At 68.0% G+C, this 25,885-nt stretch carries 22 protein-coding genes; 8 read left to right on the forward strand and 14 right to left on the reverse strand.

Annotation, left to right across the window (positions count from 1 at the left end):
• Nucleotides 1-65 precede the first annotated feature (65 nt).
• Nucleotides 66-980: a cutinase family protein gene (locus IJ15_RS0120920; protein WP_081880856.1), complete on the forward strand. Its 915-nt coding sequence runs from the start codon at nt 66-68 to the stop codon at nt 978-980.
• Nucleotides 981-1,034: 54 nt separating this feature from the next.
• On the opposite strand, the gene IJ15_RS25325 is transcribed toward IJ15_RS0120920, so the two are convergent.
• Nucleotides 1,035-1,616: a TetR/AcrR family transcriptional regulator gene (locus tag IJ15_RS25325; protein WP_051919342.1), complete on the reverse strand. Its 582-nt coding sequence runs from the start codon at nt 1,614-1,616 to the stop codon at nt 1,035-1,037.
• A 185-nt stretch (nt 1,617-1,801) separates the two neighbouring features.
• Between IJ15_RS25325 and IJ15_RS0120930 the strand changes: the two genes are divergently transcribed.
• Entirely contained in the window at nt 1,802-4,039 is a 2,238-nt protein-coding gene (locus tag IJ15_RS0120930) for an arylsulfatase (RefSeq protein WP_051919345.1), read from the forward strand.
• Between the two features lie 67 nt (nt 4,040-4,106).
• Here IJ15_RS0120930 and IJ15_RS26190 read toward each other — a convergent pair whose 3' ends face one another.
• Nucleotides 4,107-4,700 (reverse strand): DUF732 domain-containing protein, encoded by a 594-nt coding sequence (locus IJ15_RS26190; RefSeq protein WP_031940291.1) that lies wholly within the window; start codon nt 4,698-4,700, stop codon nt 4,107-4,109.
• A gap of 336 nt (nt 4,701-5,036) precedes the next feature.
• On the opposite strand from IJ15_RS26190, the gene IJ15_RS0120940 reads away from it, so the two are divergent.
• Nucleotides 5,037-5,909, forward strand: coding sequence for a hypothetical protein (locus IJ15_RS0120940; RefSeq protein ID WP_231569618.1), 873 nt, complete (start codon nt 5,037-5,039; stop codon nt 5,907-5,909).
• Nucleotides 5,910-5,994: 85 nt separating this feature from the next.
• Here the strand turns inward: IJ15_RS0120940 and IJ15_RS0120945 are convergent, their stop codons facing one another.
• The 5 genes from IJ15_RS0120945 to IJ15_RS0120965 all read right to left on the reverse strand — a co-directional run bounded on the left by IJ15_RS0120945 (nt 5,995) and on the right by IJ15_RS0120965 (nt 12,826).
• Entirely contained in the window at nt 5,995-8,307 is a 2,313-nt protein-coding gene (locus IJ15_RS0120945; RefSeq protein ID WP_031940293.1) for an ATP-binding protein, read from the reverse strand.
• Nucleotides 8,308-8,482: 175 nt separating this feature from the next.
• Complete coding sequence (locus IJ15_RS0120950; protein WP_051919348.1) at nt 8,483-9,442, reverse strand: hypothetical protein; 960 nt, start codon at nt 9,440-9,442, stop codon at nt 8,483-8,485.
• Nucleotides 9,443-9,701: 259 nt separating this feature from the next.
• The gene (locus IJ15_RS0120955) at nt 9,702-10,505 is read right to left on the reverse strand and encodes an SDR family oxidoreductase (protein ID WP_031940295.1); all 804 of its coding nucleotides are present in this window, start codon (nt 10,503-10,505) and stop codon (nt 9,702-9,704) included.
• The gene (locus IJ15_RS0120960; RefSeq protein ID WP_031940296.1) at nt 10,502-12,163 is read right to left on the reverse strand and encodes an FAD-binding dehydrogenase; all 1,662 of its coding nucleotides are present in this window, start codon (nt 12,161-12,163) and stop codon (nt 10,502-10,504) included. Before IJ15_RS0120960 ends, IJ15_RS0120955 begins: the two co-directional genes overlap by 4 nt.
• Before the next feature lie 3 nt (nt 12,164-12,166).
• On the reverse strand, nt 12,167-12,826 hold the full coding sequence (locus IJ15_RS0120965; RefSeq protein WP_031940297.1) for a TetR/AcrR family transcriptional regulator: 660 nt from the start codon (nt 12,824-12,826) through the stop codon (nt 12,167-12,169).
• Nucleotides 12,827-12,907: 81 nt separating this feature from the next.
• Between IJ15_RS0120965 and IJ15_RS0120970 the strand changes: the two genes are divergently transcribed.
• Nucleotides 12,908-13,402: a hypothetical protein gene (locus IJ15_RS0120970; RefSeq protein ID WP_031940298.1), complete on the forward strand. Its 495-nt coding sequence runs from the start codon at nt 12,908-12,910 to the stop codon at nt 13,400-13,402.
• Between the two features lie 56 nt (nt 13,403-13,458).
• Entirely contained in the window at nt 13,459-13,752 is a 294-nt protein-coding gene (locus IJ15_RS0120975; protein ID WP_031940299.1) for a putative quinol monooxygenase, read from the forward strand.
• An 82-nt stretch (nt 13,753-13,834) separates the two neighbouring features.
• Here the strand turns inward: IJ15_RS0120975 and IJ15_RS0120980 are convergent, their stop codons facing one another.
• Both IJ15_RS0120980 and lysX read right to left on the reverse strand, forming a co-directional pair.
• Nucleotides 13,835-14,524, reverse strand: a complete 690-nt coding sequence (locus IJ15_RS0120980) for a DUF998 domain-containing protein (RefSeq protein WP_031940300.1) — start codon at nt 14,522-14,524, stop codon at nt 13,835-13,837.
• A 7-nt stretch (nt 14,525-14,531) separates the two neighbouring features.
• Nucleotides 14,532-17,885: a bifunctional lysylphosphatidylglycerol synthetase/lysine--tRNA ligase LysX gene (gene lysX / locus IJ15_RS0120985; protein WP_031940301.1), complete on the reverse strand. Its 3,354-nt coding sequence runs from the start codon at nt 17,883-17,885 to the stop codon at nt 14,532-14,534.
• Between the two features lie 85 nt (nt 17,886-17,970).
• On the opposite strand from lysX, the gene IJ15_RS0120990 reads away from it, so the two are divergent.
• A complete protein-coding gene (locus IJ15_RS0120990; RefSeq protein ID WP_031940302.1) occupies nt 17,971-18,204 on the forward strand; it encodes an RNA-binding S4 domain-containing protein in 234 nt (77 codons plus the stop codon).
• A gap of 15 nt (nt 18,205-18,219) precedes the next feature.
• Here the strand turns inward: IJ15_RS0120990 and IJ15_RS0120995 are convergent, their stop codons facing one another.
• The gene (locus IJ15_RS0120995; RefSeq protein WP_031940303.1) at nt 18,220-19,734 is read right to left on the reverse strand and encodes an adenylate/guanylate cyclase domain-containing protein; all 1,515 of its coding nucleotides are present in this window, start codon (nt 19,732-19,734) and stop codon (nt 18,220-18,222) included.
• Nucleotides 19,735-19,768: 34 nt separating this feature from the next.
• Nucleotides 19,769-20,452, reverse strand: coding sequence for a GntR family transcriptional regulator (locus IJ15_RS0121000; protein ID WP_031940304.1), 684 nt, complete (start codon nt 20,450-20,452; stop codon nt 19,769-19,771).
• Nucleotides 20,453-20,594: 142 nt separating this feature from the next.
• Here IJ15_RS0121000 and IJ15_RS0121005 point away from each other — a divergent pair, with 142 nt between their 5' ends.
• The gene (locus IJ15_RS0121005; protein WP_031940305.1) at nt 20,595-21,965 is read left to right on the forward strand and encodes an FAD-binding oxidoreductase; all 1,371 of its coding nucleotides are present in this window, start codon (nt 20,595-20,597) and stop codon (nt 21,963-21,965) included.
• A 64-nt stretch (nt 21,966-22,029) separates the two neighbouring features.
• On the opposite strand, the gene IJ15_RS0121010 is transcribed toward IJ15_RS0121005, so the two are convergent.
• Together IJ15_RS0121010 and IJ15_RS0121015 are read right to left on the reverse strand one after the other, a co-directional pair.
• Nucleotides 22,030-22,812 carry an enoyl-CoA hydratase/isomerase family protein gene (locus IJ15_RS0121010; RefSeq protein ID WP_031940306.1) on the reverse strand — a complete coding sequence of 261 codons (783 nt, stop codon included), beginning with the start codon at nt 22,810-22,812 and terminating at the stop codon, nt 22,030-22,032.
• Nucleotides 22,809-24,242, reverse strand: coding sequence for an acyl-CoA synthetase (locus IJ15_RS0121015; protein ID WP_051919350.1), 1,434 nt, complete (start codon nt 24,240-24,242; stop codon nt 22,809-22,811). Before IJ15_RS0121015 ends, IJ15_RS0121010 begins: the two co-directional genes overlap by 4 nt.
• A 134-nt stretch (nt 24,243-24,376) precedes the next feature.
• On the opposite strand from IJ15_RS0121015, the gene IJ15_RS0121020 reads away from it, so the two are divergent.
• Nucleotides 24,377-25,114, forward strand: a complete 738-nt coding sequence (locus IJ15_RS0121020; protein WP_031940308.1) for an IclR family transcriptional regulator — start codon at nt 24,377-24,379, stop codon at nt 25,112-25,114.
• Between the two features lie 13 nt (nt 25,115-25,127).
• Here IJ15_RS0121020 and IJ15_RS0121025 read toward each other — a convergent pair whose 3' ends face one another.
• Nucleotides 25,128-25,784, reverse strand: a complete 657-nt coding sequence (locus tag IJ15_RS0121025; RefSeq protein ID WP_031940309.1) for a helix-turn-helix domain-containing protein — start codon at nt 25,782-25,784, stop codon at nt 25,128-25,130.
• Between the last annotated feature and the right edge of the window lie 101 nt (nt 25,785-25,885).

Raw genomic sequence — 25,885 nt, forward strand, 5'->3', positions numbered from 1 at the left:
GAGGGGACGTCACGGCATGTGGCCAGGGAGTGGCCACTCGGATCAGTGAGTGGGGTGCGGTGTTGATGCGTGTGAAGAAGGCGTTGTCCGCGATCGGCGTTTGCGCCGCAACAGTTTTCGCTTCGACGGCACTGGTCGGCGCGGGGTCCGCGCAGGCGGCACCGGCATGCCCGAACCTGCAGGTCGTCGCGATCCCCGGCACGTGGGAGACCACGACCGATCCCGGAGAGCACCGCGGCCCGGGCATGCTGGCGGCCGTCACCGACCCGCTGCCGTCCTCGGTTGGCGTCACCTACGTGTCCTACGCGGCCACGGCGTTCCCGTGGGAGACCGAGGTGTACGGCGCGTCCAAGCGGCAGGCGGTGGACAACGCCCGTGGCGTCATCGCCGACGTCGCGCAGCGGTGCGGCAACACCCGGTTCGCGATCGTCGGTTACAGCCAGGGCGCCGACGCCGCCGGAGACCTCGCCGCCGAACTCGGTACCGGTACCGGAGTGGTGTCGCCGACGCGGGTCGCCGCGGTCGGACTGCTGTCGGATCCGCGCCGGTCCGAGACCGACATCCTGGTCGGACCGCCGGTGGTCGGCAACGGGGCCGGTGGCCCCCGCGTCGGCGGATTCGGCTGGGTCACGCCGCAGACGCGCACGTTCTGTGTCGTCGGCGACCTGTACTGCTCCACCCCGAAGGAAGATTTCGTGACTCGCCTGGCCGGGTTCCTGGCGCAGAACTCGTCGCCGCAGGCTGTGGAGTCCGGACGGTACGTGCAGGAGGCCGTGGCGATCGTGCAGGACCTCATGGCCGCCGGCGGGATGCCGACCCTGCAGGCCGAGTCGTCCGACACTGCCACCGAGGATCGGGCGGAGAAGCTCGAGGCGTTCTACCGTTCCCAGGCGCACCAGGACTACAGCCGGTATGTGGTCGACCGCAGTGGCGCCACCGCGACGTCGTGGCTGGTGAACTGGCTGCGGTCGTTCGCCTGACGGCACGCGCTGCGGCCGGTGCGGTACTGGTTCCGAATCAGTTGAAGTGCAGGATCATTCGAGGTTGCTCGGCTTCTCCGGCGCGGTGACGAGTCCAGCGGCCAGATCGGTGAGGTATCGGTACACCTCGTCCTTGTCTCCGGCCGGTCGTCCGACACCTTCGAGGATGCGCTCACCGAAGATCGTCCATCCGTAGAGGATGACCAGGGCTGCGATGAGTCCGAGCTCCTGGGAGGAACCGCTGTCGATCTTGGTGCGAATGGCGTCCAGGGTCGGAAAGGTGTCGGGGAGAAGGCGAGTGCGCTCGTCTTCCAGCAGCAACCAGGCCACGATGCGGATGTACGTCTCGTTGTTCGCGCCGGTGTCGAAGATTCGGCGAACGGCTTCGGTCGCGTCCGGTGCCGAGTCTGCTGCCGCCGTCACCGATCCGCGGTCCTCGAGGACCGCGCTGATGAGGTCGTCCTTGCGTCCGACGTAGCGGTGGATGAGCCCGAGGTTCACGCCCGCATCCGCGGCGATGTCTCGCAGCGAAGCACCTGACCCCGAGTCGGCGAGCCGGGATGCGGCCGCACGCAGGATTGCGGCGCGTGCCTCCTCGGGTCCGTTCGGGCGACTGGTGTCTGAGGATCGCGACATGGACGCAAGCGTAGTCAGTGACCTGGCGACGCGGCGCGTCCGGTGGGGTGCGCTCGCCCGGGACCGGGGTCGCAAATCCGCTCTGTCTCTTGACACCAACCCGTCTTCCCCTACCCTATGTACACAAGTGTGTACATGCGCGCCGGACGGTGCGCCGGAAGCTGGTTCGATGGAGGGAAGCGAAGATGGCGGATACTCGAGACCGGTCGGGCGCGCCCGGCGCGCCGAATGTCGTCGTCGTCCTCGTCGACGACATGGGGTTCGGGGCGTCGTCGGCGTTCGGGGGACCGATCGCCATGCCCACGGCCGAGAGGCTGGCCGATTCCGGTCTGCGGTTCAACAGGTTTCACACCACTGCGCTCTGCTCGCCCACCCGCGCCTCCCTCATGACGGGACGGAATCCCCACGCGGTGGGTTTCGGGACCGTGACGAACTTCGAGAGCGAGGATCCGGGGTACAACTGTGTGCGCCCGGACAGCGCGGCGACAATTGCAATGTTGTTGCGGCAGAACAACTACAACACCGCTGCTTTCGGCAAGTGGCACCAGACGCCCGGGGTCGAGACGGGGCCGGCGGGACCGTTCGACCGGTGGCCGACGGGTGAGGGCTTCGAGCGGTTCTACGGCTTCCTGGGCGGCTCGACGGACCAGTACTACCCTGCGCTCTACGACGGGGTGACCCCCGTCGACTGCCCGGCGACACCCGAGGAGGGCTATCACCTGTCGGAGGATCTCGCCGACAAGGTGATCGACTGGGTGTCGACTCAGCAGGCCGTCGCGCCGGACAAGCCGTTCTTCGCCTATCTTGCGCTCGGTGCCACGCATTCGCCGTTGCAGGTCCCGAAGGCCTGGCGGGACAAGTACTCCGGTCGTTTCGATCACGGATGGAACACGCAGCGCGACATCACTCTTCGCAAGCAGAAGGACGCCGGAGTGATTCCCGACGACGGTGAGATGACGGCGTGGCTCGATCTGGTCCCGGAGTGGGACACGCTGAGTGACGAGGACCGGCAGGCCGCGGCGCTGCTGATGGAGCTCTACGCGGGATTCGCCGAGCACACCGATGCCCAGGTGGGACGAGTCGTGGACGCCCTCTCGGACATGGGCGTCCTGGACAACACGCTGTTCTGCTACATCCTCGGCGACAACGGCGCATCCGCCGAGGGCGGCCTCACCGGCACCGTCAACGAGGGAATTCTCTTCAACGGACAACGGGACACCTCGGCGCGGATCATCGAACGTGCGGACGAGCTCGGAGGCCCCACGACCGCTCCGCAGTACCCGTTCGGTTGGGCGCTGGCGATGGATACGCCGTACCAGTGGGTCAAGCAGGTCGCGTCTCACTACGGTGGCACTCGAAACCCCCTGATCGTGCACTGGCCGGCGGGAATGGAGGCGCGCGGCGAGGTTCGCTCCCAGTGGCACTTCGTGTCCGACATCGCACCGACGATCCTCGAGGCCGCCGGAATCACGATGCCGCGGTTCGTCGGCGGTGTGGAGCAGCAGCCCATGGACGGTACGTCGATGCTCTACAGCTTCGACGACGGGTCGGCGGCGGACCGTCGCACCACCCAGTACTTCGAGGTGTTCGGCAATCGCGGTATCTACCACGAGGGATGGGTCGCGTGCACGGCTCATCGGGTACCCATGCAGGCGGCGGCGGCGGACACCGCGTTCGAGAACGATGTGTGGGAGTTGTACGACACCGAATCGGACTGGACGCAGGCGCGCAACGTGGTGGCAGACCATCCCGAGAAGCTGGCGGAGTTGCGTCGGCTGTTCGATCAGGTCGCGGCGACCAATCAGGTGCTCCTCGACAACACTCGAATGCAGCGCATGCGGGAAGACGCAGCCGTTCGAGAGCGAGCGTCCGTCGTCAGCTATCCGGGTTCGATGCCACCGTTGCTGCCCGACGCTGCGGTCAAGGTACTCAACCGGTCACACACGATCGATGTGAGTTTCACGCTCGACACTGCCGGAAGCACCGGAGCCCTCGTCGCGCAAGGTGCGCGCGCGGACGGCGGATGGACGCTCTACCTCGAGCGGGGGCGGATCGCATACTGCCACAGTGTCGCCGACCTGTCGGTGTGGACTGTTCGCAGCGATCGTCCGATCCCTCCGGGCACACACGAGGCCCGGATGGAATTCGACTACGACGGTGGCGGTCTCGGAAAGGGTGCCGATATCCGCGTGAGTGTCGACGGCGAAGAAGTCTGCGCCGGTCGACTGGAGAACTCGACCCCCTTCTACATCGGTGGTACGGGACTGTTCACCATCGGGCGTAGCCACGGAGTACCGGTCACCCGGGACTACGGTCCCGCGGACAAGATTGCGGGAGTGGTCCATTCGGTAACGGTCGAACTCGTCAGCGAGTCGCTCGAGGACGTCGCGTCCGTGGCACGCACGGCCCTGGCCGTGCAGTAGCCGCCGCGATCCCTCCCCACCGAGGGGGAGGGATCGCGGTCAGGCTCGGGCCCGGCACCGCGGTCGTTCAGCAGTAGGTCCGCTCGGCCGTCGACACGTAGACCTCCGCGATCTGTGAGGCCGACATCGGAAGGAACTGGGCGTAAGCCCCTCCGACCGAATCGAATTCGGCCAGTACGCTCGCACGGGAATCGCCCCGAGCCAGCGCGTCGCACGTGCCCTGCGCGTACAGCACTTCGGCGGCGTCCATTCCCGTCGGTGGGATACCCGCCGCACGCAGTGCGCCGAGGTAGCGCTGCCCGCGTTCCCCGGAGTCGCCGACGATCTGCTCGGGTGAGCGACTGTCGTTCCCCCCCGCCGCCCTGGGCGCCGGGGGCAGGGGAGCAGCTGCCGGCACGGTCGTCACCGGTGTCGTCGGCACCAAGGTTGACGTGGACGGGGCTGCAGCGGTGAGTGATTCGGTCGAGGGCGGGGGAGGGGCCGTGGGCTCGGACGTCGGCACCTGGGTCGGCGTGGACGAGGGCGACGCGTCGCGCGCCGTGCTGCTCGCCGCGGCGTCGTGTCCTGCCTGGTCCGTGCCCGGGTCCGCACTGCTGCACCCGGCCAGGAGCAGTACGCCGACAGCCGCGACCGCGACGGTAACTGCACGTGTGCTGGTCATGGTTGACCAGTCTTGCACGCAAAACTACCGACTGGTAGATCAAATTTTCGTGCTGCGGAAAAGTCGTGAATTGCCCGTTCGTCGGCATTGCGCTGTGATATAAACCAGCCCAGCTGTTACTCCGTGTAACAGTGGAATTCGCGCAGAGTTCGGACCGAAGGCGCAGGCAGTTGCGTGTCTCGGATCCGTATCCGGTGCTGTGGAACGCTGACCGCGCTGCGCAGCAGATCGATTCGACGCAGTTCGCGACGGGCGGGTGTCCGTCGTGGTCCGTCACCTCTACGCGTCTGCGAAAGCGGCCGCGTGTGTCGCTAGTTCGGTAACTGAGGAGCAAGCGTGAAGAACGATTCGTCTATGTCGTGGTGGCGCGCAGGCAAGCGCGTCGCCGTCGTGGGGGGTGCGATCGGTGCGTCCATGGCATTGTTCGCGCCCATGGCGCCGGCCGATCCGGTAACCACCCAGGTCCCGGGAGGCGCGGTGTGCGATCCCGACCTCACCGAGGCCTGCCTGTCCGTCGTGGTGCGAGACGGCACCTTCTCGAACAACGGCTTCACCCTGCCGATCGGTGCCGGCGACATGATCATCGCCGGCAACCTCGGCGAAGTGGATTTCGTTCCGCGTGACGACGGCAGCAACGGCGTCTACAGCAAGCCCCTCACGGTGCCGGGTGGCGTGCTCGGCATGGACCTTCCGTTCAATAACTTGTTCGGGCTGGCGGGGGTCACCTCGACCGTCGAGGCGGTGGATACGCCGGTGTTCAACGGGATCATCACCGATTTCGACATGACATTGCCGGTGCGTCTGAAGATCGACAATCCGTTCCTCGGCGACAACTGCTACATCGGCACAGCGGACAACCCGGTCGTGTTCGAGCTGAACAAGTCGAACCCGATGGATGACCTACCGACGACGGATCTCGAGACGCCCTACCCGGTGGGAACCGCAGCGCTCGACAACATTCAGAACACGGCAGAGGGCTTCGCGCTTCCCGGCGCAACGGGCTGTGGTCCGTTCGGGATGCTCAATCCGATCGTGAACTGGCGAGCCAAGGTTCCGGCCGAGGCCGGCACGTCGTTGACGACGACGTCGACCGGGTTCCTGTTCCCCGCGACCGCCGGCGGTACGGATCCGCTCGACGGAGCGGGCGACGATACGGGTTCAAGTGGTTCGAGCGGTTCGAGCGGCTCGGGTGGTTCGAGCGGCAGCTGACCGACCGGCTCAGGTGTGCTGCCGACCGTTCGCCAGATCGGCAGCACGCCCGGACGGGCTGCGCCGCACCACGACTCGACCCGGGTCATGTACTTCCGGAGTCGTTGTCTCGTTGCAGCACCCAGGCCGCGATCTGGGTGCGTGAGGTGAATCCGAGCTTGTCGCGGATGTGTTCGACGTGCCCGTCGACCGTCCGTTGGGAGATCACCAGTTTCTCGGCGATCGCCTTGCTGGTGAGTCCCTGGGTGACGAGTTCGGCCACCTGCCACTCTCGCGGCGTCAAGGTCGGGTCGTCGGCGGTTTCGGGCGGTGCCGGGTCGTTCGGCTGCTCCCCGAGTGCACGAGCGGCGACGTCGTCGAGGGTGAGGGATGTGCCGTCGCGAAAGGAAATCTCGAATCTCCTGTTTCCGAGAATCTTTCGACACTTCTCGACGCAGGCGTCGTGGTGGTCGAGCAGGCTCCCGAAGGTTGCCATCGGGCTGCCGATCGCGGTGAACTGGGCGTCGGCCGCTCCCATCAGAACGGCCGCGAGGGTCGCGTCGCGGTCGGCGACGGCCCAGGCGAGTTCTTCGAAGCACCACGCGCAGCCGAACCTGTTCTCCAGCTTGCGTAGTTGGCGGAGGGCTTCGTGGAGCAGTTCGATGCCCCGGGCGTGATCGCCGCGCAGCCACAGTGCGGATCCGTAGTCCGACAAGGCCATTGCGTGCCACATGATCTCACCGCGAGATTCCGTCAGCGCCAACTGTTCCTCGTAGACCACCGAGGCTTCCGTGAGGTTTCCCTCGGTGTAGAGGGCGCATCCGAGCCAGTACAGTCCCGGGACCAGTCGGACGAGGTCGACGCTCTCGCGGAGCGACTCGACGGCCGTAGTCAGGGATCCGATTCCCCGGCGGAGGTCGCCCCTTGCGATCGAATCCATCCCGGTCGCGAAGTCGGCCGCGGCGCGGGCACCCGACCCCGACGTACCGTCGGCGGCACGACGTACGTCTGCCGCCAGGGCCGACCCTGCGTCGACGTCCCGCTGGAGGGACGCCAGCACACTGTCGATCGCGGTCGCCTCTGTGCGGAGCATCGTCGATTCTCCTTCGCGACCGAGGGCGCGATCGAGCCAGTACCGGCCTTCACTGAACCGCCCTCGGACGATCCAATAGTCGTGCAGGACACTCGCGATGGACAGTGCGTTCTCGACCGAGTCGGGGTCGGCCAGGCTGAACTCCAACGCGCCCCGGATGTTCGGGGCTTCACGGTCGAGTCGTGTCGTCCAGTCGACCTGGCGGGGCCCGATCCAGTCGGAGCGGACATGCAGCACGAACTGTTGGTACCAGTCACGGATCCGACGCTGCAGTGCCGTCCTCTCCTCGTCGGGCAGCAGGGCGCGTCCGTAGTCGCGCAGCGTCTCGAGCATGCGATACCGGACGGTCGTGTCGTCCTCCTCGCGCACGAGGACGGACTTGTCGACCAACGTCGTGACGAGGTCCAGCAGTTCCCCGTCCGTCACCTCCCCGGCGAGGACGCCCTCGACTGCGTCCAGATCGAAACCGCCGGCGAACTCGGTCAGGTGCCGCCACAGCCACTGCTCCTGCGGTGTGCACAGGTCGTAGCTCCAGTCGATGCTCCACTTGAGGGTCTGCTGCCGGGTCGGCGCATTCCGGCTCCCCTGAGTGAGAATTTGGAAACGGTCGTTCAGACGTTCCAGTACCTGTTCGGCCGACATGGCACGCAGACGCGCGGCAGCCAACTCGATCGGCAGGGGAAGCCCTTCGAGTCGGCGAACGATCCGGCCCACGACGGCACGGGTGTCCTCGGTGATGCGAAGATCCGGAACGGCGGCGCGTGCCCGTTGTTCGAAGAGCGCCATCGCATCACCGTCAGCCCCGTCGGTGGGAGGCGCGTCGGATGTCACTTCCGTCGGGACCCCCAGCGGAGGCACCCGCATCACCAACTCTCCGGGAACACCCAGCGGTTCCCGACTGGTCGCCAGCACGGACAAACCCGCACAACTCCGAAGCAGATCGGTCACCAGGTCGGCGACCGGCGCAATGAGGTGCTCACAATTGTCCAGAACGAGCAGCACCTGACGGTCACCGAGGTGCTCGATCAACACCGCTCGCGGTGAGCGAACGGATCGGTCCTGGACGTCGAGGGCACTGATGACCGTCTGGTCGAGCAGCGCGGGCTCCTGCAACTCGCTCAGGTCGACGAACCATGCTCCACCGCGGAACGCTCGCCGCGCATCCTCGGCGACACGGAGCGCGAGCCGGGTCTTGCCCACCCCGCCCAGACCGGTCAGAGTGACGAGGTGCGACTCCGACAGCAGGCGCCGCACCTCCGCGGCTTCCGACCGCCTTCCGACGAAACCGGTCAGTTCGACCGGGAGGTTCCCAACTGTGACCGCCATGTCAGACCGCGCCGAATTGTCGTGTGCCGCTGGTGCTGTACTCCGCAGAGTCTACGCCCGCACTTCGACCTCGACGCCGAATCAGCAACAACGGGTCGACCGTGCCGGACCGGGGACTGGTGGATCTTCACGCCGCGTCCAGGACCGAAACGGCCGACCCGTGGCCGGGCAGACGCTAGCTGGAGCCGCTGGAGCCGCTGGAGCCGCTGGAACCGCTGGAGCCGCTCGAGCCGCTCGAGCCGCTGGAACCGCTGGAGCCGCTGGAGCCGCTGGATTCGCCGGAGTCGCTCGAACCGCCGGATCCGGTGAGCGATCCGCTCGCCGGTTCGATTGCGGGATCGGTACCGTCGACCCCGCTGCCGGACAGGTATCCGGTCGCGACCGTGTTGAGTGTGGTGCCGGTGGAGTTGGGAACCTTTGCGCGCCAGTCGACGATCGGATTGAGCACGCCGAACGGCCCGCATCCGGTGGCGGAGGGCAGTTCGAACTCCGTGGCGGTGTTCTTGATGTTGGAAATCCAGGCCACCTTGGCCGGGTACGGATCCTCGGAATGACTGACGTTCGGATCTGCGGCGGTGTTCGCGCGATCGAGCTCGAGGACCACGGGGTTCTCGGGTGTCCCGATGTAGCACTCGTCGCCGAGGAACGGATTGTTGATCTTCAGTCGCACCGGCATCGTGAGGTCGAAGTTGGTGATGATGCCGTTGATGGTGGGCACTTCGGTGGCCTCGACTTGGGAGGTCACGGCCGCCAGGCCGAACAGATTGTCGAACGGTAGATCAACGCCGAGCACGCCGCCCGGTACCTTCATCGGCTTGCTGTAGACGCCGTTGCTGCCGTCGTCTCGGGGTCGGAGTTCGGACTTCGGGGGGCGTCCGGGGACGGTGACGCCGTTGGCCGCGATCACCAGGTCGCCGTCCGAGATCGGCAACGAGAACCCGTTGTTGTCGAACGTGCCACTGTTGATGACGACGGTGACACAACTCTGGGACACGGCCGGATCGCAGACCGCGGCGCCGGGAACTGGTGTCGTGCCGGGTACGGCCGTCGCCAGAGGCGCCAGCATCATCGTCGCCGCCAGTGCACCCCCGGAACCGATCGCGACCCGGGTCGATCGTCTCTTTCTGCCGCTCATGAGAACTCCTAGTCGTTGTGAAAGCAATGAAATGTGCTGAAACGACCGAACACCGCCCGGGACGACGGAGCATCCCACTACCGGTCAACTTACTTACCGGTAAGGACGGCAAATGATGTATACCACCCGAAACGGGACATCATGAGTGCTTTTCGGGGCATGGAGAAGCGCCGCACCGCTCCTCAGAGCGGTGCGGCGCGGTGCTGCGACCGGTCGGCTATCGCCGGTCGGCTATCGCCGGTCGGCTATCGCCGGTCGGTCACTTCAATCCGTGGAAACGCGCCATCATCTTCTCGGTGACGGCGCGTGGCGCGAGGCGCCGTACGGTGAACACCAGTGGTGCCATGTTGCCGACGGCGTAGAGCGGCCTCGGCTTGTCCGCCTCGATGGCCTTGACCACCAACTCGGCGACCTTCTCGGCCCGGATACCGCGGTCCTCGTTGCGCTGCATCGCATTCGCGACGGTTGTGTAGTCGCCGGTATAGGGGGAGCGGTCGTCGAGGTAGCGGGTGCGGCGGTCGCCGATGCCGGTCGCGATGGTGCCCGGTTCGACGGTGGTCAGCCACACCCCGAACGGGCTCAGTTCGCGGCGGGCTGCGGACGCGAATCCCTTCAACGCGCACTTGGCGGCGACATACGACGATCGGAACGCGAGCGGGAAGCTTGCGAGCATCGAGCCCACCATCACCACGCGGCCGTAGCCGCGTTCGCGCATCCCGGGCAGCAGCAACTGCGTCAACTGCACCGCCCCGAGGACGTTCACCTGGAACAGTCGGTCGATCGCATCGGTGGGGAGTTCCTCGAACGGGCCCATCTGGCTCTCGCCGGCGTTGTTGACGAGGATGTCCACGTCACCGGCCGCCCGTGCGCACGCCTCGATGCTCGCCCGATCCGACAGGTCCAGTGCGACGTAGTCGACACCGTGCAGTCGCGAGTTGTCGGGCAGGGCATCGGGATTGCGTGTCGTTCCGAGGACTCGATAGCCGCGCGCCACCAGCAGGCGGGCCACCTCGCGGCCGATACCGGACGAGGCGCCCGTCACCAGGGCGGTGCGCCGGCTCATCCGAGGCTCCGTCCCAGCGCCCGCCCGGCGGCCCGTCCGGAGAAGATGCAGCCACCCAGGAACGTGCCCTCGAGCGCGTTGTAGCCGTGGACACCGCCGCCACCGAACCCGGCGACCTCACCGGCCGCGTACAGGCCGTCGAACACGCTGCCGTCGGGGCGGATGACCTGCGAGTCCAGGTTGGTCTCGAGTCCGCCGAGGGTCTTGCGGGTGAGCAGGTTCAGGCGCACCGCGATCAACGGCCCGTGTGCCGGATCCTGTAGACGGTGCGGCTTGGCGACACGAATCACCTTGTCCGGCAGGTAGGAACGCGCATTGTTGATCGCCATCATCTGCATGTCCTTGGAGTAGGTGTTGTCCACCTCGCGGTCACGGGCAGTCACCTCCCGCTCCACCTGTGCGTAGTCCAGCGGGGGGCCGGGGTTGATCGCGTTCATGCCGTCGACGAGGTCGCGCAGGTTGTCGCGGACCACGAAGTCCTCACCGTGCTGCTTGAAGGCCTCGACCGGGCCCGGCGCGCCCTTCTTGACGCGACCCAGCAGCAGCTTGAGGTCCTTGCCGGTCATGTCGGGGTTCTGCTCGGAGCCCGACAGCGCGAACTCCTTCTCGATGATCGACTGCGTGAGGATGTACCAGGAGTGGTCCTGCCCGGTGCTCAGGATGTGCTTCAGCGTGGCGAGCGTGTCGAAGCCGGGGAACAGCGGTACCGGCAGGCGCTTGCCGTTCGCGTCCAGCCACAGCGACGACGGGCCGGGGATGATGCGGATCGCGTGATTGGGCCAGATGGGATCCCAGTTCACGATGCCCTCGGTGTAGTGCCACATGCGATCTCGGTTCACGATGTTGCCACCGGCGTCCTCGGTGATCCCGAGCATGCGGCCGTCGACGTGCGCGGGGACACCGGTGATCATCCGCTCGGGTGCCCGGCCCATGCGGTCCACGGGCCAGTTCTTCTTCACCAGGTCGAAGTTGCCGCCGATGCCGCCGGACGTGACGACGACCGCCTGGGCACGCAACTCGAATTCGGCTGCGGGAGTGCGTGAGGACTTCACACCCCGCGGCTCGCTGGACGGCTCGAGAACGGTGCCGCGGACACCGACCACCGCACCGGATTCGACGATCAGTTCGTCCACCTGGTGCCGGTATCGGAACGTGACCTGACCGCGCGCTGCGGCGTCGAGCACGGGTTCACGGAAGACGCGCACCACTTCGGGGCCGGTGCCCCACGTGATGTGGAATCGGGGCACCGAGTTGCCGTGACCGTGCGCGAGTCCGGCGCCGCGTTCGGCCCATCCGACATTCGGCATCAGTCGCAGGCCCAGATCGTTGAGGTACGAACGCTTCTCGCCGGCCGCGAAGTCGACGTACGCTTCGGCCCACTGCCGGGGCCAGTGGTCCTCACGGTCCCGGTCGAAGCCGGCGCTGCCCATCCAGTCCTGCAGGGCCAGCTCACGCGAGTCCTTGATGCCCATCCGGCGCTGTTCCGGACTGTCGACGAAGAAGAGTCCGCCGAGCGACCAGAATGCCTGTCCGCCCAGGTTTTCGACGTTCTCCTGGTCGACGACCAGTACCCTGCGCCCGGCCTTGACGAGTTCGTGTGTCGCGACCAGACCTGCCAGTCCCGCTCCGACCACGATGACGTCGGCTTCTGTTGCCACGGCCTATCTCCTGTCCGTATCGGTACTGCTGCTGTAACTACTCACGACGGTGACGAACAGGCGCTCGCGCGCCCGCCGTACCGCCTCGTTGTGGGGTTCCATCAGGACTTGGATGCTGGTGCCGTCGTGGAGGGCGACGAGCGCGCGACCGAGTGCTTCCCGATCGACGACGCGGCGACCGGTGGCGGCGAGGGCACCTTCGATGATCGGCATGATCGTCTGCAGGATCGCGTCCTCCCGCGCCGCCATCACTCGCGTGAGGGCCGGGTTGCGCAGGGCGTGCGCGGTGAACTCGGCGGTGATGCGGTACCACTCGTCGTCGACGGGGATGGCCGCGAGGACGAGCGCGACGGCAGACTCGACGGTCATGGTCGACGACCGCGAGGCCGCGTCGGCGAGGGCAGTGCGGATGCCGTCGAGCATCCGCGCGGACCGCTGTTCCCACATCGCGAGGAACATCTCGTCGAGCGAGGTGAAGTTCGAGTAGAACGCGCCGCGGGTGTAGCCGGCCCGATCGCAGACCTGCTCGACGGTGGAGCGTCCGAACCCCTCCGCCGCGAACACCTCACCGGCCGCGTCGAGCAGGCGTTGCCGGGTCTCCGCGCGACGTTTCGTGACCCGTCTGGGCTGGGGATCGGAGCTCGCAGATCGGGACGTCTGCACTGGTCACCCCCGGTTTTCGGATCAGAGAACCCTGTCGATACAAAACTGTATCCGATGAGGGGTGCGCGTACCGTCGGAATTGTGCAGGTCTGGTACGTGAGTTACGGGTCCAACATGTCGTGGGCCCGGCTGGACTGCTACCTGCGCGGTGGGCGCCCGGTCGGGGGTGGACGCACCTACCTCGGGGCCCGGGACCCGGGCGCACCCGCCGACCGGATCGGCGTCCGACTCCCCGGAACCGTGTACTTCGCCGGCGAGTCCCTCGTATGGGGCGGCGGGCGTGCGTTCTACGCCCCGGAGGTACCGGGTGACACTGCAGCCTGTGCCTACCTGGTCACGGCCGAGCAGTTCGACGACATCCACTCGCAGGAACCGCCCTGCTACGACCGCATCCTCGATCTCGGGACCCGGGACGGCACGCCGCTGCGCACGTTCACCTCCGTCGCCGCCCGCGAGGACGTCACCGTGACCGCGCCGTCGGGTCCGTATCTCGCCACGATGACGGTGGGACTTCGCGAGGTGTTCGGCTGGAGTTCCGAACGGGCGCAGGCGTATTTGCGGCATTTAAGGCGCTGACCAGGGTACCGTCGGGAAGCCGCACGCTGTGGCGGCGCTCACAGAAAAGGGTTTCGATGTCGAATTTGCATGTCGTAGCGACCATCCCGGCCAAGTCCGGATCCGAGAACGTGGTGCGGGCCGCGCTCACCACGCTCGCGGAGGCCACTCGCAAGGAGGATGGCTGTGTGTCGTACGACCTCTACGAGTCGGCGTCTGCGCAGGGGACGTTCGTCGTGGTCGAGGTGTGGACGGGTCAGGACGCACTCGACGCCCACATGAAGTCCGCGCACATGCGTGAGGCGGCCGGAGCCTTCGGTTCGCACCTCTCCGCCGCCCCCGGGATCCACCCGCTGCGCCCCGTCTTCTAGTTCTTCCCCCGCGTTTTGCGCACTTATCGCTGCTCGGACCCCCGAGGGACCGCGACAAGTGCGCAAAACGCGGGTCACGGGGTCACGGGGTCACAGGAGCCCCGTGCACGTCCCGCCACGCCCGGTCGCTGAGGACCGTGGCGGCGACGAGGACCAGCCACCCGCTCATCGAGAGCAGTTCGACGCGCTGCGCGAAGCCGAGCCAGCTGTGGCTGCCGGACGGGTCGTCGACGCCGACCAGCATCCACAGCGTGCCGACGAGGAACAGCACCACGACGGTGAGTCCGGCCCACCACATCGTCCGTGGCGCGCGGTAGACGAAGATCGCGATGATGAACGCGACCGCCGAGACGACCGCGGCCGTCACCGACACCGTGCTGGTCAGGGCGTGCCACTGATGGGTCAGCGGCACCTGCGTCGCCTCGCAGGCCGGCGTCGAACATCGCAGGGGGAGTCGGGAATCGGCGATGGTGCCGACCGCGAAGACGCCCAGCGCCGCCCAGCCGACGGTGGTGAGGAAGCGGCGCGGGGTGAGGGTCAGTCCCAGCAGTGCGGCGCCGGTGAGCACGATCCCGGTCAGCAGATCGCCACTGCGGTAGAGGATTCCGTACTTCTGGTCGGTCGCCGCGAGTTGGCTCGCGAACCCTTCGAACGGGCCCTCGCCCGAGTTGAGGAAGAACGCGAGCACCCACGACGAGTACAGGATTGCGCCCGCGATCAGCAGGCCGGCGATCGTGTATCGGCGCACTGTCAGTGGTCCGGGTACCGACATGACGACGTCAGTTGCGCGGCTTGGCGAACGGGAAGGCGAGGGACTCCCGGATGCTGCCGCCGGTGATGAGCATGACGACGCGGTCGACGCCCATGCCGAGGCCGCCGGTGGGCGGCATGGCGTGCTCGAGGGCCTGCAGGAAGTCCTCGTCGAGTTCCATCGCCTCGGCGTCGCCGCCTGCCGCGAGCAGTGACTGTTCGGTGAGTCGTCGGCGCTGGTCCACGGGATCGGTGAGTTCGCTGTAGGCGGTGCCCAGTTCCATGCCCCACGCCACCAGGTCCCACTTCGCGGCGACGCCCGGGATGGTGGGGTGCGGCCGGGTCAGCGGCGACATCGACGTCGGGAAGTTGGTGTAGAAGGTGGGAAACTCGGTCTGCCCCTCGACCAGGTGTTCGTACATCTCCTGCGCGACGGCGCCGGCGTCCCAGTTCTTGTGGTACTCGATGTCGTTGGCGTCGCACAGTTTCCGTAGGTCGTCGAGCGGTGTCTCCGGGGTGACGTCGACGCCCAGTTTCTCGGCGATCGCGCCGTGCATCGTCTTCACCGGCCACTCGCCGGAGATGTCGACGGACACGAGTTCGCCGTCGGCCCCGGGCCGCATCACGGTCTGGCTGCCGTGCGCGGCGACGGCCGCGGCCTGGATCAGTTCGCGGCACAGCACCATCATGTGTTCGTAGTCGCTGTGCGCCTCGTACGCCTCGAGGATGGTGAACTCGGGGTTGTGTTTGAAGTCGACGCCCTCGTTGCGGAACACCCGCCCGATCTCGAACACCTTCTCCATGCCGGCCACGCACAGTCGCTTGAGGAACAACTCCGGCGCGATCCGCAGGTACAGGTCCAGGTCGTAGGCGTTGATGTGGGTGACGAACGGCGCCGCGTTGGCGCCGCCGTGGATGCGCTGCAGGATCGGTGTCTCCACCTCGAGGTAGTCGCGGCCGGACAGGGTGTCGCGCAACGACTTCACGATCGCGGTCCGGGCGGCCAGCAGGCGCCGCGACTCGGGGTTGATCGCGAGGTCGACGTAGCGCTGCCGCACGCGGGTCTCGGCGTCGGTGAGTCCCTTCCACTTGTCGGGCAGCGGGTGCAGGCACTTGCCGTTCATCCGCCACGCAGTCGCCAGCAGCGACAGTTCGCCCTTGCGGCTGCGGCCGATGGTGCCGCTCACCTCCATGAGGTCGCCGAGGTCGAAGTCGGTGGCGAACTCGTCGAGCCGGTCGCCGACGGTGGTGCGTTCGATGAGCACCTGGATGTCGCCGGACCAGTCCCGCAGCACCGCGAATGCGACACCGCCGTACGTGCGGATCCGCAACAGCCGTCCCGCGATTCGCACCCGCGTGCCTTCCGCCGACGCCGCAGCCGCGGCGACGGTGTGTGTCGGGGGATCCGCGACGGGGTAGGGGTCGATGCCGGCGTCGGCCAGGCGGGCGAGCTTGTCCATCCGCACCCGTACCTGTTCGGGACGGCGCGGTCCCACCATCTCCGGGGCGGTCTCGCTCGGCGCAGCATCGGTCCGGCGGGCAGCATCAGGCGCGCTGCCGTCGGCGTGCAGGACGCCGGTGACCGCCAGGGCCGCCGGCACCGCGGTGCGTCGTCCGGTGTGCGTGATCGCGTGCGCGCGATGCCCGAACGTGGGAAGCGTTAGGAACCCCTCGGCGACGGCAGATGCGATGCCCACGCGCGGCAGGTGCCGGTTGTCGTCGAAGCACAGGTACCGCGGCGCCCACTCGGGCTGGTACTTCACGTTGGAGCGGTACAGCGCCTCGAGCTGCCACCAGCGGGAGAAGAACAGCAGCAGGGAACGCCACACCCGCAGGATCGGGCCGGCGCCGATGCGGGCGCCCTCCTCGAACGTGGAGCGGAACACCGCGAAGTTCAGCGACACCCGGACGATCCCGAACTCGTCGGATCGGGTCGCGAGGTCGGCGACCATCAGCTCGACGACACCGTTGGGGGCCTCGGGGTTTCGGCGCATCAGGTCCAGTGACACCCCGTTGGTGCCCCACGGCACCAGCGACAGCATCCCGAGGACGCCGCCGTCGGGTCCGATCGCCTCGACCAGCAGACAGTCGCCGTCGAGCGGGTCGCCGAGCCGTCCGAGCGCCATCGAGAAGCCGCGTTCGGTCTCGGTGTCACGCCAGTTGTCGGCGCGGGCGATCACGTCGGCCATCTCCGCGGCGGGGATGTCGCGGTGGCGTCGGATCCGGACGGTGACGTCCTGCTTGCGGACGCGGTGCACGGCCTGGCGCACCTGCCGCATCTCGCGGCCGTTCAGGTTGAAGTCGCGGGTCTCGAGGATCGCCTCGTCGCCCAGCTGCAGGACCGACAGCCCGGCCCGCTTGTAGGCGGTGGCCCCGGCCTCGCTCGCACCCATCACGGCGGGTGCCCAGCCGTATTCGGAGCACAGGTCGAGCCACGCGTCGATCGCGTGCGGCCACGCCTCGGGATTGCCGATCGGGTCGCCACTGCCCAGGCACACCCCGATCTCGACGCGGTACGTCACCGCGGCCTTGCCGCTGGGGGCGAACACGACGGCCTTGTCGCGGCGGGTCGCGAAGTAGCCGAGGGAGTCTCCGGCGCCGAAGTCGTCGAGCAGGCCGCGCAGCGCGGACTCGTCGTCGCCGGTCAAGGCGTTCGACGCCCGCTGCGAACGGAACAGCGTGACCACCGCGGCGAGCAGGGCGAGGGCGCCGAACAGACCGAGCATCGTGTTGACGAAGACGTGCGGCCTGCCGTCGAACTGTTCGTTCTCGACGACGGCGAGGGCGGTGACCCGGTTGAGCGCCCACAGGAATCGTTGCCCCGACGGCAGCGTGCCGGGGAACAGTTCCACCAGACCCCAGCCCACCAGCGTGCCCACCGCGAGCCCGGTGACCAGCACCCCGAGTGCCTTCCACACGGCACCGCGCCGGACCCGCGTGTAGAACTCCCTGCGTGACGCGATCAGGACGGCGATCACCACGATGTGGACGACGCACGCCACTGCGGCGCTGACATTCCGGTCGATCACGGCCTCGGCGGCGTTGAGGATCGCGAACAGTGCCAGGTAGACGGTCAGCAGCCACCAGGCGATGCGTTTGCGGCTCGCGAGGGCCGCGGCGACGAGACCGACCACCAGCGCCCACGACAGGCTCGTGTCGGGGGCGTCGAAGTAGTAGTTGTCGATGTACACGCGCGGGGTGTGGACGAGGTACCGCAGCGCCGGCGACAGGCTCCACAGGAACACCAGGACGGAGAACACGCCGAGTACCAGGCCCGCGATGTGCGGAACCTCGCTGAGCCGTCCGCGTTTCGGAGCGAGAGCGGCACGGCGCCGCTCCTTGTGCTCGACAGGGTCGGCAGGGGTGCCTGTGCTCGTGGCCATCGAGTTCCTTCCCGTCCGGGTGTGGTGTCCGTCTCCAGTGTGAGCCGTCGAAGGCCCGTTCGGGGGTAGGGAGGATGATGGAGTCATGTCTGATGCTGTGGACGCTGTGCCGATCCGTGACGAGTCGATCCGACTGGGTCAGTTTCTCAAGCTCGCCAACCTCATCGATTCGGGCGCCGAGGCGAAGGGCGTCATCGCTGACGGACTCGTGAGCGTCAACGGCGAGGTCGAGGTCCGTCGAGGTCGGCAGTTGCGCGACGGCGACGTCGTGGAGATCGGTGGGATGTCGGCGCGGGTGAGCGTCCCAGAGGCGCTGTGACGGTGCAGTGACGCGCTAGCGGGCCCGCCGGTGCTGGTGTGAGACGGCGATCCGCCCGGCCGCGCGAAGGATGTTCGGTGCCCGGCGTGCGGCACCCAGTATCAGACGGTCGGCCAGGTTCAGGTTCAACGGGTTTCGGCTCATCTCCCGGGAGTCGTCGCGGGTTTCGGTGAGTGCGTACAACCGCCAGTGTCCGGGCACGCCTTTGAGGTCGTGGGTTCCGCGGTCGGTGAAGGCGAGGCCGGAACCGACGACGAGGTCACGCACCGTCCGGGAGACCAGTACCTCGCCCGGGCCGGCGGTCGCCCCGATGCGCGCGCCGACGTGCACCGTCATCCCCGTCATCTCGATGCCGACGCCCTCGATCTCGCCGGTGTGCACCCCGGCGCGCACGCCCAGTCCCATGTCCGAGGCCTGGCGGCACACGGTGCGCCCGCACCGGACCGCGGCGGCGGGGCCGTCGAACACGCTCAGTGTGCCGTCGCCGGCGACGTTCACCAGGCGCCCGCCCGACTCCTCGACCTCGTTGCGCACCTGTCGTTCGTGCGTGCCGCGCAGGTCGTGGTACCGGCCGTCGCCGATCCGGGCGAGTGTCTCGGTGGATCCGGCGACGTCGGTGAACAGCACCGTCGCCAGGTAGCGATCGGCGTCCACGGGCCGGCGGATCCCGGTCGCCACCTCCCGGATGTGTTCGAGGACCGGGATCCAGGCCTCGCCCATGGAGGTGCCGGGCGGCAGTGGCGGCAGCACGTGCAGTGCGCCGTGCTCGATCGCGTTCGCGATCTGCTTCGACGCCTCGAGGGGGACCGCGCTGCGCGCGGAATGCAGTACGCGGGTGGGGCACTGGATGGACGCGAGTGCGTCGAAGTAGTCGATCCGGAACAACCATTCGAGGTGGGCGCGGGCGGTGACGGGCGTGGCCGAGCAGCGCTCGAGCAGCGCCATGAGCCTCCTGTTGAACGACGAGTCCTGGGTCGGGTCCCACATCGCGATGACCTGGCCGGACCCCCAGTTGTCGTAGACGGACCGCCAGCCGTCGACGAAGTGATCCCGCGCGCCCGCGGTCCACCCCCGCGGCAGGTCCACGCCCTCACGGAGGGCGCCCTCGACGAACGGTTGCTGGAACACCAGTCCGGAGACCCGGTCCGGTTCGCGGGCCGCGATCAGCGCGAGGGCCCCGCAGGTGCTGCCGATGCCGACCAGCGTGGCGCGGCGCATCCCGGCCGCGTCCATGATCGCGAGCACGTCGTCGGCCTGCTGTTCCAGGGTGGGGACGTGAACGACCGGGTCGGACAGGCCGAAGCCGCGGCGCTGGAAGTACACCATCCGACAGAACGTCGCGGCGCGTTCGAAGACGCAGTGGATGTGAGGGTCGGTCCACATGAGGTCGGGATGGAGGCCGATCTCGAGGAACAGGACCACGTCCGTGTTGTCGGCCTTGTCCCTGCCGTCGGTGTCGTCCTCGCCCAAGACCTGATATGCCAGCGCGTGCCCGTCACGCTCGACGTACCTCGTTTCCGGCGGGTACATATTCCCAGCGTAAGCCGCGGACCCCCGATCCGTACTACCCGGATTCGGACAATCCGGCATCGGGCACGGACGTCCCGTCCAGCACCGCGGCGAGGCGTTCGCGGGCGCGGCCCAGATGTGCGGTCAGCGTCGCGACCGCGCGATCGGCGTCCCCGGAGCCGATCGCGTCGAGGATCTGCCCGTGCTCGGTCGCGATGCCCGACGTGGTGAGCAGGTGCTTGCCCTGCACTTGGACCATGCACAACCGCACCTCGGCGACCAGGGTCCGGAAGATCCGGCTGGTGCGGGGGCTGCCGATCGCGTCGACGAGCGCGGTGTGGAAGCGCATGTCGGGGTCCACCACCGACAGCGGGGCACCGTCGGTGAGGGAGGCGATCTCGGCGTTCGCGGCCACCGCCGATTCGGGCACGGTGCGGGTGGCCGCGAGTTCGCGCAGCACCTGGGACTCGAGTCGGGCCCGGGTGCGGTAGATGTCGCGCACGTCGTCCGGGCCCAGGTGCAGCACCCGCGCGGTCTTGTGCGCGCCCCGCTGCAGCAGGCCCTCACCGACCAGTTTCTCGATCGCGGCCTTCGCGGTGGGACGAGCGACCTCGTAGGTGCGGGCGATCTCGGCCTCGGTGAGGGCGTCCGCGTGCGTCAGGTCGCCCGCGAAGACGCGCTGCCGGAGCTCCGCTGCCAGCGCGTCGACGATCGACAACGCCGAGACTCTGCCGGCCAATCGGGATCCTCCAGTCGCTCGTGTGCGGTCGATCCTCCCACGGGTCGTCGGTCGGGAGCCCGTCCCGGCCCGATTCCTTGACTCTCATGTGTGCTTGTCTGACAATCGAGTGGTTCTCGTGTTCTCGGATGGACGGTTTCCCATGACCCTCGATGTCGCCTCACCTGCCGCGGAGTTGACCGCTCTGCTCGGAAACGCGGTCGTCACCGACCCGGACGCGATGCTCGCGTACCGCCGCGATCAGTCCCTGCTCACACCGGACGGGCAACCACTGGCGGTGGTGCGGGCCCGCGGCGTCGACGACGTCGTCGCCACCCTCGAGACCGCCCACCGGCACGGCATCCCGGTCGTCACCCGCGGCGCCGGCACCGGTCTGGCGGGCGGCGCGAACGCGATCGACGGCTGCATCGTGCTGAGCCTGGACCGGATGGACACGATCATCGAGATCGACGCCGAAGCACGCACCGCCACAGTCGAACCCGGGGTCATCAACGGTGACCTCGCGGCGGCGGCCGCGCAGCGGGGCCTGTGGTACGTGCCCGATCCCGGCAGTCGGGCCATCTCGTCGATCGGCGGCAACCTCGCCACGAACGCCGGCGGGACGTGTTGCGCCAAGTACGGCGTCACCGCCGACCACGTCGCCCGGATCAAGGCCGTGCTGCCCGACGGCCGGGTGATCCACACCGGCGCCAACACCCGCAAGAACGTCGCCGGGCTGAACCTCACGCAGTTGCTGGTCGGATCCGAGGGCACCCTCGCGGTGATCGTCGAGGCCACGATGCGGTTGCGGACCCAGCCGTCGGCGGCGTCCACCGTTGTCGCCAGCTTCCCCGAGACCGCGCAGGCGATCGACGCCGTCCTCGCGATCCGGCAGGTCGCGGACCCGTGCCTCCTCGAACTGATGGACCGCACCACCATCGCCGCCGTCAACGACATGACGCGGATGGGCCTCGACGAGACGGCGGGCGCGCTGCTGCTGATCCAGTGCGACGGCGGCGACTCGGCCGCCGAGGCGGCCCGCTGCGCCGCCGCCTGCACCGCCGCCGGCGCCACCGAGGTCTACGACACCGCCGACCCCGCCGAGGGTGAGGAGTTCATGCAGGCTCGACGCGTCGCGCTCACCGCGCTCGAACGCCGCGGCAGCACACTGCTCGACGACCTAGCCGTTCCCGTCCCGCAGCTGCCGGCGATGCTCGCCGCGATCGAGGCGACCGCCGCCCGTCACGACGTGCTCATCGGCACCTTCGGGCACGCCGCCGACGGAAACCTGCACCCCACCATCGTGTTCGACGCCGCGGACACCGCCGCGACCACCCGGGCCCGGGCAGCCTTCGACGACCTCGTCGCCGCCTGCCTGGACCTCGGCGGCTCCATCACCGGCGAGCACGGCGTCGGCATCCTCAAGGAGCCGTACATGGAGTCCATGGTCGGTGCCACCGAACGTGAACTGATGGCGGGCATCAAGTCCGTCTTCGACCCCACCGGCATCCTCAACCCCGGTCGCGGCTTCTGAGGGAACAGAAACCGCGGCGCCCGCGAACGCGACTCGGCGACGGAGTCTGTGCGATGCGCCCGGATCAGTGCAGTCGACCGCTGAACTTCGGAACGGCGCCGGCGAGGAACGCGTCGAGTCCGATCTCCAGATCCGGATTGGGCGTACTGGCCCAGCTGTGCTCGAGTGCGTCGTCGATTCCCGCCCCGGCCGCAGCGTCGATCATCTGCTTGGCTGCCCGCTGGCTGATCGCGGACCTGGTGGCAATCGATTCGGTCAATGCCATTGCACGGGAGTGCAATCGGTTCTCGGCTACCACCTCGGCGACCAATCCGACTCGCATCGCCACGTCGGCGTCGATTCGGTCCCCGGTGATCACCAGCTGTTTCGCGGTGGCCGGCCCCAATGTCCGCACCAGTCGGGTGATCGTCCGGGCCGGATAGATCACGCCGAGCTTCGCGGGTGTCACCGCGAACTCGGCGTTCTCGGCGGCTACCCGGATGTCGCAGGCCAGCGCGAGTTGCGCGCCACCACCGATGCAGTATCCAGCGATCGCTGCGATCGTCGGCTTGGGGAAGGCCGCGAGTGCCTCCTCCGCGTCGGTCACCCGGTCCTCCATCCGAATGCCGGACGCCCTCGCCGACCGCAGTTCCCGGATGTCCATTCCGGCACAGAAGTGCGGCCCGGCGCCGGTCACCAGGACCACAGAGACGGCGGGATCGTCCGCCAGCCGGTCGAGCGTGGCCGTCAATTTGTCGAGCATCGCTCCGGTGAGCGCGTTGTAGCGGCGCAGATGGTCGATCGTGATGACCGCCACGTGTCGGTCGACCGCGGTCCGGATCCTGCCCGGACCGTCGGTCGTACTCATCTGCCCGCCCGGTAGTCGTCGACGAGCAGCTTCTTCTGCACCTTGCCCATCGCGTTGCGGGGCAGAACATCCACGACGCGAATCTCACGCGGACGCTTGTGGATCGAGAGTGTCTGCGCGACGAAGTTGGACAGTTCGCGATGGTCCTGGCAGTCGCCGACGATGTACGCGACGATCCGCTGTCCGAGATCGTCGTCCGGCACGCCCACCACCGCGGCCTCCTTGACGCCGGGGTGGTTCAGCAGTGCCTGTTCCACCTCGCCGGCGCCGATCCGGTAGCCACCCGACTTGATCATGTCGATCGACTCCCGCCCGACGATACGGTGGAAACCCTGTTCGTCGACGACGGCGATGTCGCCGGTCTTGAACCATCCGTCGTCGGTCATCGACTCGGCGGTCTTGTCGAAGTTGCCCAGATATCCGTCGAAGAGGGTCGCGCCTGCGATCTCCAACTGTCCGAGGGTTTCTCCGTCGTGCGCCACCGGGTTGCCGGCCTGGTCCCGCAGCCGGGCCGCGACCCCCCGGATCGGCAGCCCCACCCAGCCGGGGCGCCGTTCACCGTCGAACCGCGTGCTCAGCGTGATGATGGTCTCGCTCATTCCGTAGCGTTCGATCGGTGCCGCGCCGGTGAGCGCCTGCATGCGTTCGAAGACCGGGACCGGCAGCGGAGCGCTGCCCGACACCAGGAGTCGGGCGGAGCCGAGCGCTCGGGCCGCCGACTCGTCGGCGCACACCCGGGACCACACGGTGGGGACACCGAAGTAGAGTGAACCGCCTGCTGCTGCATACGATTCCGGAGTGGGGCGCACGGTGTGCACCAGCGGCGAGCCGTGCCGGAGTGCCCCCACCACGCCGAGGATTAGCCCGTGCACGTGGAACAACGGAAGCCCGTGGACCAGGGTGTCGTCGGGGCTCCAGTCCCAGGCCTCGGCGAGCCCGTCCAGCCCTGCCGCGACGGCGGAACGGGAGAGCACGACGCCCTTCGGTGCCCCGGTCGTGCCGGAGGTGTACATGATCATCGCAGTGGTTCCGGGATCGGGTTCGGGGTATGTCGATCCCGATCGTGCGCGTGCGTCGATCGGGAGGTGCGGGACCGTGACGTCCTCTCGCCGACCGCCGAGCCAGAGCTGCGCGTCCGAGTCCTTCAGGATGTGATCGCGTTCGGCGGGTCCCGAGTCGGGTGGCACCGGCACCGCCGGCACACCGGCCATGAGGCATGCGGTCACCGCGATGACCGTCTCGATCGTTGCGGTCGCATCGACGGCGACGCTTGTGGCGCCGCCGATCTCGTCGGCCACGGCGGCCGCCGCTGCGATCAGGTCGGATCGGGTGAGGGCGTCGTCTCCGACGCGGACCGCGGGTCGGTCGTCGGCGCCGGCCCCCGGATCGACGAGCGACTTCAGCAGCGGCCGAGGCATGAGGGTGGTCATCGGTGAAGGGTCCTTTCTCGAAGTCCCTACCGGACGGTGTCGGTCCACATTGTGGACCACCGTGCTACGATGTGGTCCGGCTAACCTATAGCCCGCGATGGTCGACGTCAACTGACGTGTGTGAAAGGTCTTGAATGAACAGCGTTCTCACCGCGCTTCGGGTGTTCGAGGAGGTGGCGGCGGCGCAGCCGGTCGGCCTGTCGGAACTCAGCAAGCGGCTCGACGTTCCGAAGAGCACGGTTCAGCGCTGCCTCAAGACCCTGGACGACGCGGGATGGTTGCGGCCCGCGACCCACGATGCGGGGCGGTGGGTGATCACCGGCAAGGCCTTCAGTCTGGGCAGTGCCCTCTCGGCGGGGGACGACCTGCGGGACGTGGCGCTTCCGGAACTGAGCCGGCTGCAGGTGGACACGGGGGAGACCGTTCACCTGGCAGTTCCCGACGGCGACGCGCTGGTGCTGGTCGAGCGACTCGACAGCGCTCACCAGCTACGGGCGTTCCTGCCGTTGGGGACTCGGCTGCCCCTGCACGCGGCGTCGAACGGCAAGGCATACCTGGCGTCGCTCCCCGACGTCCAGGTCGAGCAGTTCCTGTCGGCCGAGCTCACGCCGCTCACCGGCCGCACGGTGACCGATCCGGAGGCGTTGCGGAGCGAGATCGCGGAGGTCCGACGCCGCGGGTATGCGGTGACCGATCAGGGACTGCACGACGGGATCGCGGCCGTCGCGGTCGCCTTGCGGGGTCGGAGCGGCGCCGTGCGGGGCTGTTTCAGTGTCTCCGGTCCGGCATCTCGCCTGACCCCGGAGCTCTATCGGGAATACGGCGAGAGGGCGCTGGCCTCCCGGGCTGCAATCGAGCGGTTCCTGTCCTGATCGGGGAGTGGGGTCAAGCCTGGGCGCGCTTCGTGCGTGGCCGCGCCTTACCGGCCGCCTTCTTCGGTCGAGCGGCGGTGTCGGCCGCGGGCTCGTCGTCGGGCAGGGGCTCGAACAGTACGGCGGTGTTGATGGTGGCCAGCTCCCGGCTGGCCGCTTCGTAGAGGCCGGTGAGGACCTGCATCGAGCGAACCGCATGGTGCATCTTGGTGGTGATGTCGCTCAGTTCCTCGAGGTTCGACACCAGGGTCTGGCGGCGTAGCTGTGCGTACCGGTCGGTGACTTCCCGGCCCTTTTCGGTGACGGTGAAGACCGACGACGTCCCGGACTTGCTGCGTTCGAGCAGGCCGGTGCTCACCAGCTTGCGCAGGTTGTACTGCAGGTTCGGTAGGTCGTCACGGTTGGTGAGCTGCGCGATCGTCGCGGTGTCCTTCGATCGCTCCTGCATCCGAACGACGTGCAGCGCCACGATCTCGTTGAATGCGAGATCGAGATCGGCGGCCACGCGGATCGACTGAACGGCGAATCGCTGGAATCCGCCCTCCACCTGCAGGATCGCGAACTCGAACGCTGTGAGCGCCTCCTCGTACGCGTTTTCCGCGAGGTGCCAGCGCCGTCCCGGCGCCAACGATTCGGGCTCTCCGGGCGGCTGGGGATCGGTGCTGCTCATGTTCTCTTTCGCTGTTCGCTCGACGGGCCAACTGCGCGGCGCGGTAGCTGGAGCGATTCGCGCTGCGTTGCAACGGTATCAGGGGCAAACATTGCACTCAT

This window comes from Prescottella defluvii (genome assembly GCF_000738775.1).
Taxonomy (GTDB): Bacteria; Actinomycetota; Actinomycetes; order Mycobacteriales; family Mycobacteriaceae; genus Prescottella; species Prescottella defluvii.

What these genes read in the sequence shown, in the direction of transcription:
- IJ15_RS0120920 (WP_081880856.1), top strand. Translation starts at nt 66, where the DNA reads ATGCGTGTGAAGAAGGCGTTGTCCGCGATCGGCGTTTGCGCCGCAACA.
- IJ15_RS26190 (WP_031940291.1), bottom strand. Translation starts at nt 4,700, where the DNA reads ATGACCAGCACACGTGCAGTTACCGTCGCGGTCGCGGCTGTCGGCGTA.
- IJ15_RS0120930 (WP_051919345.1), top strand. Translation starts at nt 1,802, where the DNA reads ATGGCGGATACTCGAGACCGGTCGGGCGCGCCCGGCGCGCCGAATGTC.
- IJ15_RS0120945 (WP_031940293.1), bottom strand. Translation starts at nt 8,307, where the DNA reads ATGGCGGTCACAGTTGGGAACCTCCCGGTCGAACTGACCGGTTTCGTC.
- IJ15_RS0120950 (WP_051919348.1), bottom strand. Translation starts at nt 9,442, where the DNA reads ATGAGCGGCAGAAAGAGACGATCGACCCGGGTCGCGATCGGTTCCGGG.
- IJ15_RS0121020 (WP_031940308.1), top strand. Translation starts at nt 24,377, where the DNA reads ATGAACAGCGTTCTCACCGCGCTTCGGGTGTTCGAGGAGGTGGCGGCG.
- lysX (WP_031940301.1), bottom strand. Translation starts at nt 17,885, where the DNA reads ATGGCCACGAGCACAGGCACCCCTGCCGACCCTGTCGAGCACAAGGAG.
- IJ15_RS25325 (WP_051919342.1), bottom strand. Translation starts at nt 1,616, where the DNA reads ATGTCGCGATCCTCAGACACCAGTCGCCCGAACGGACCCGAGGAGGCA.
- IJ15_RS0120995 (WP_031940303.1), bottom strand. Translation starts at nt 19,734, where the DNA reads ATGTACCCGCCGGAAACGAGGTACGTCGAGCGTGACGGGCACGCGCTG.
- IJ15_RS0121015 (WP_051919350.1), bottom strand. Translation starts at nt 24,242, where the DNA reads ATGACCACCCTCATGCCTCGGCCGCTGCTGAAGTCGCTCGTCGATCCG.
- IJ15_RS0121005 (WP_031940305.1), top strand. Translation starts at nt 20,595, where the DNA reads ATGACCCTCGATGTCGCCTCACCTGCCGCGGAGTTGACCGCTCTGCTC.
- IJ15_RS0121025 (WP_031940309.1), bottom strand. Translation starts at nt 25,784, where the DNA reads ATGAGCAGCACCGATCCCCAGCCGCCCGGAGAGCCCGAATCGTTGGCG.
- IJ15_RS0120955 (WP_031940295.1), bottom strand. Translation starts at nt 10,505, where the DNA reads ATGAGCCGGCGCACCGCCCTGGTGACGGGCGCCTCGTCCGGTATCGGC.
- IJ15_RS0120990 (WP_031940302.1), top strand. Translation starts at nt 17,971, where the DNA reads ATGTCTGATGCTGTGGACGCTGTGCCGATCCGTGACGAGTCGATCCGA.
- IJ15_RS0120980 (WP_031940300.1), bottom strand. Translation starts at nt 14,524, where the DNA reads ATGTCGGTACCCGGACCACTGACAGTGCGCCGATACACGATCGCCGGC.
- IJ15_RS0120975 (WP_031940299.1), top strand. Translation starts at nt 13,459, where the DNA reads ATGTCGAATTTGCATGTCGTAGCGACCATCCCGGCCAAGTCCGGATCC.
- IJ15_RS0121010 (WP_031940306.1), bottom strand. Translation starts at nt 22,812, where the DNA reads ATGAGTACGACCGACGGTCCGGGCAGGATCCGGACCGCGGTCGACCGA.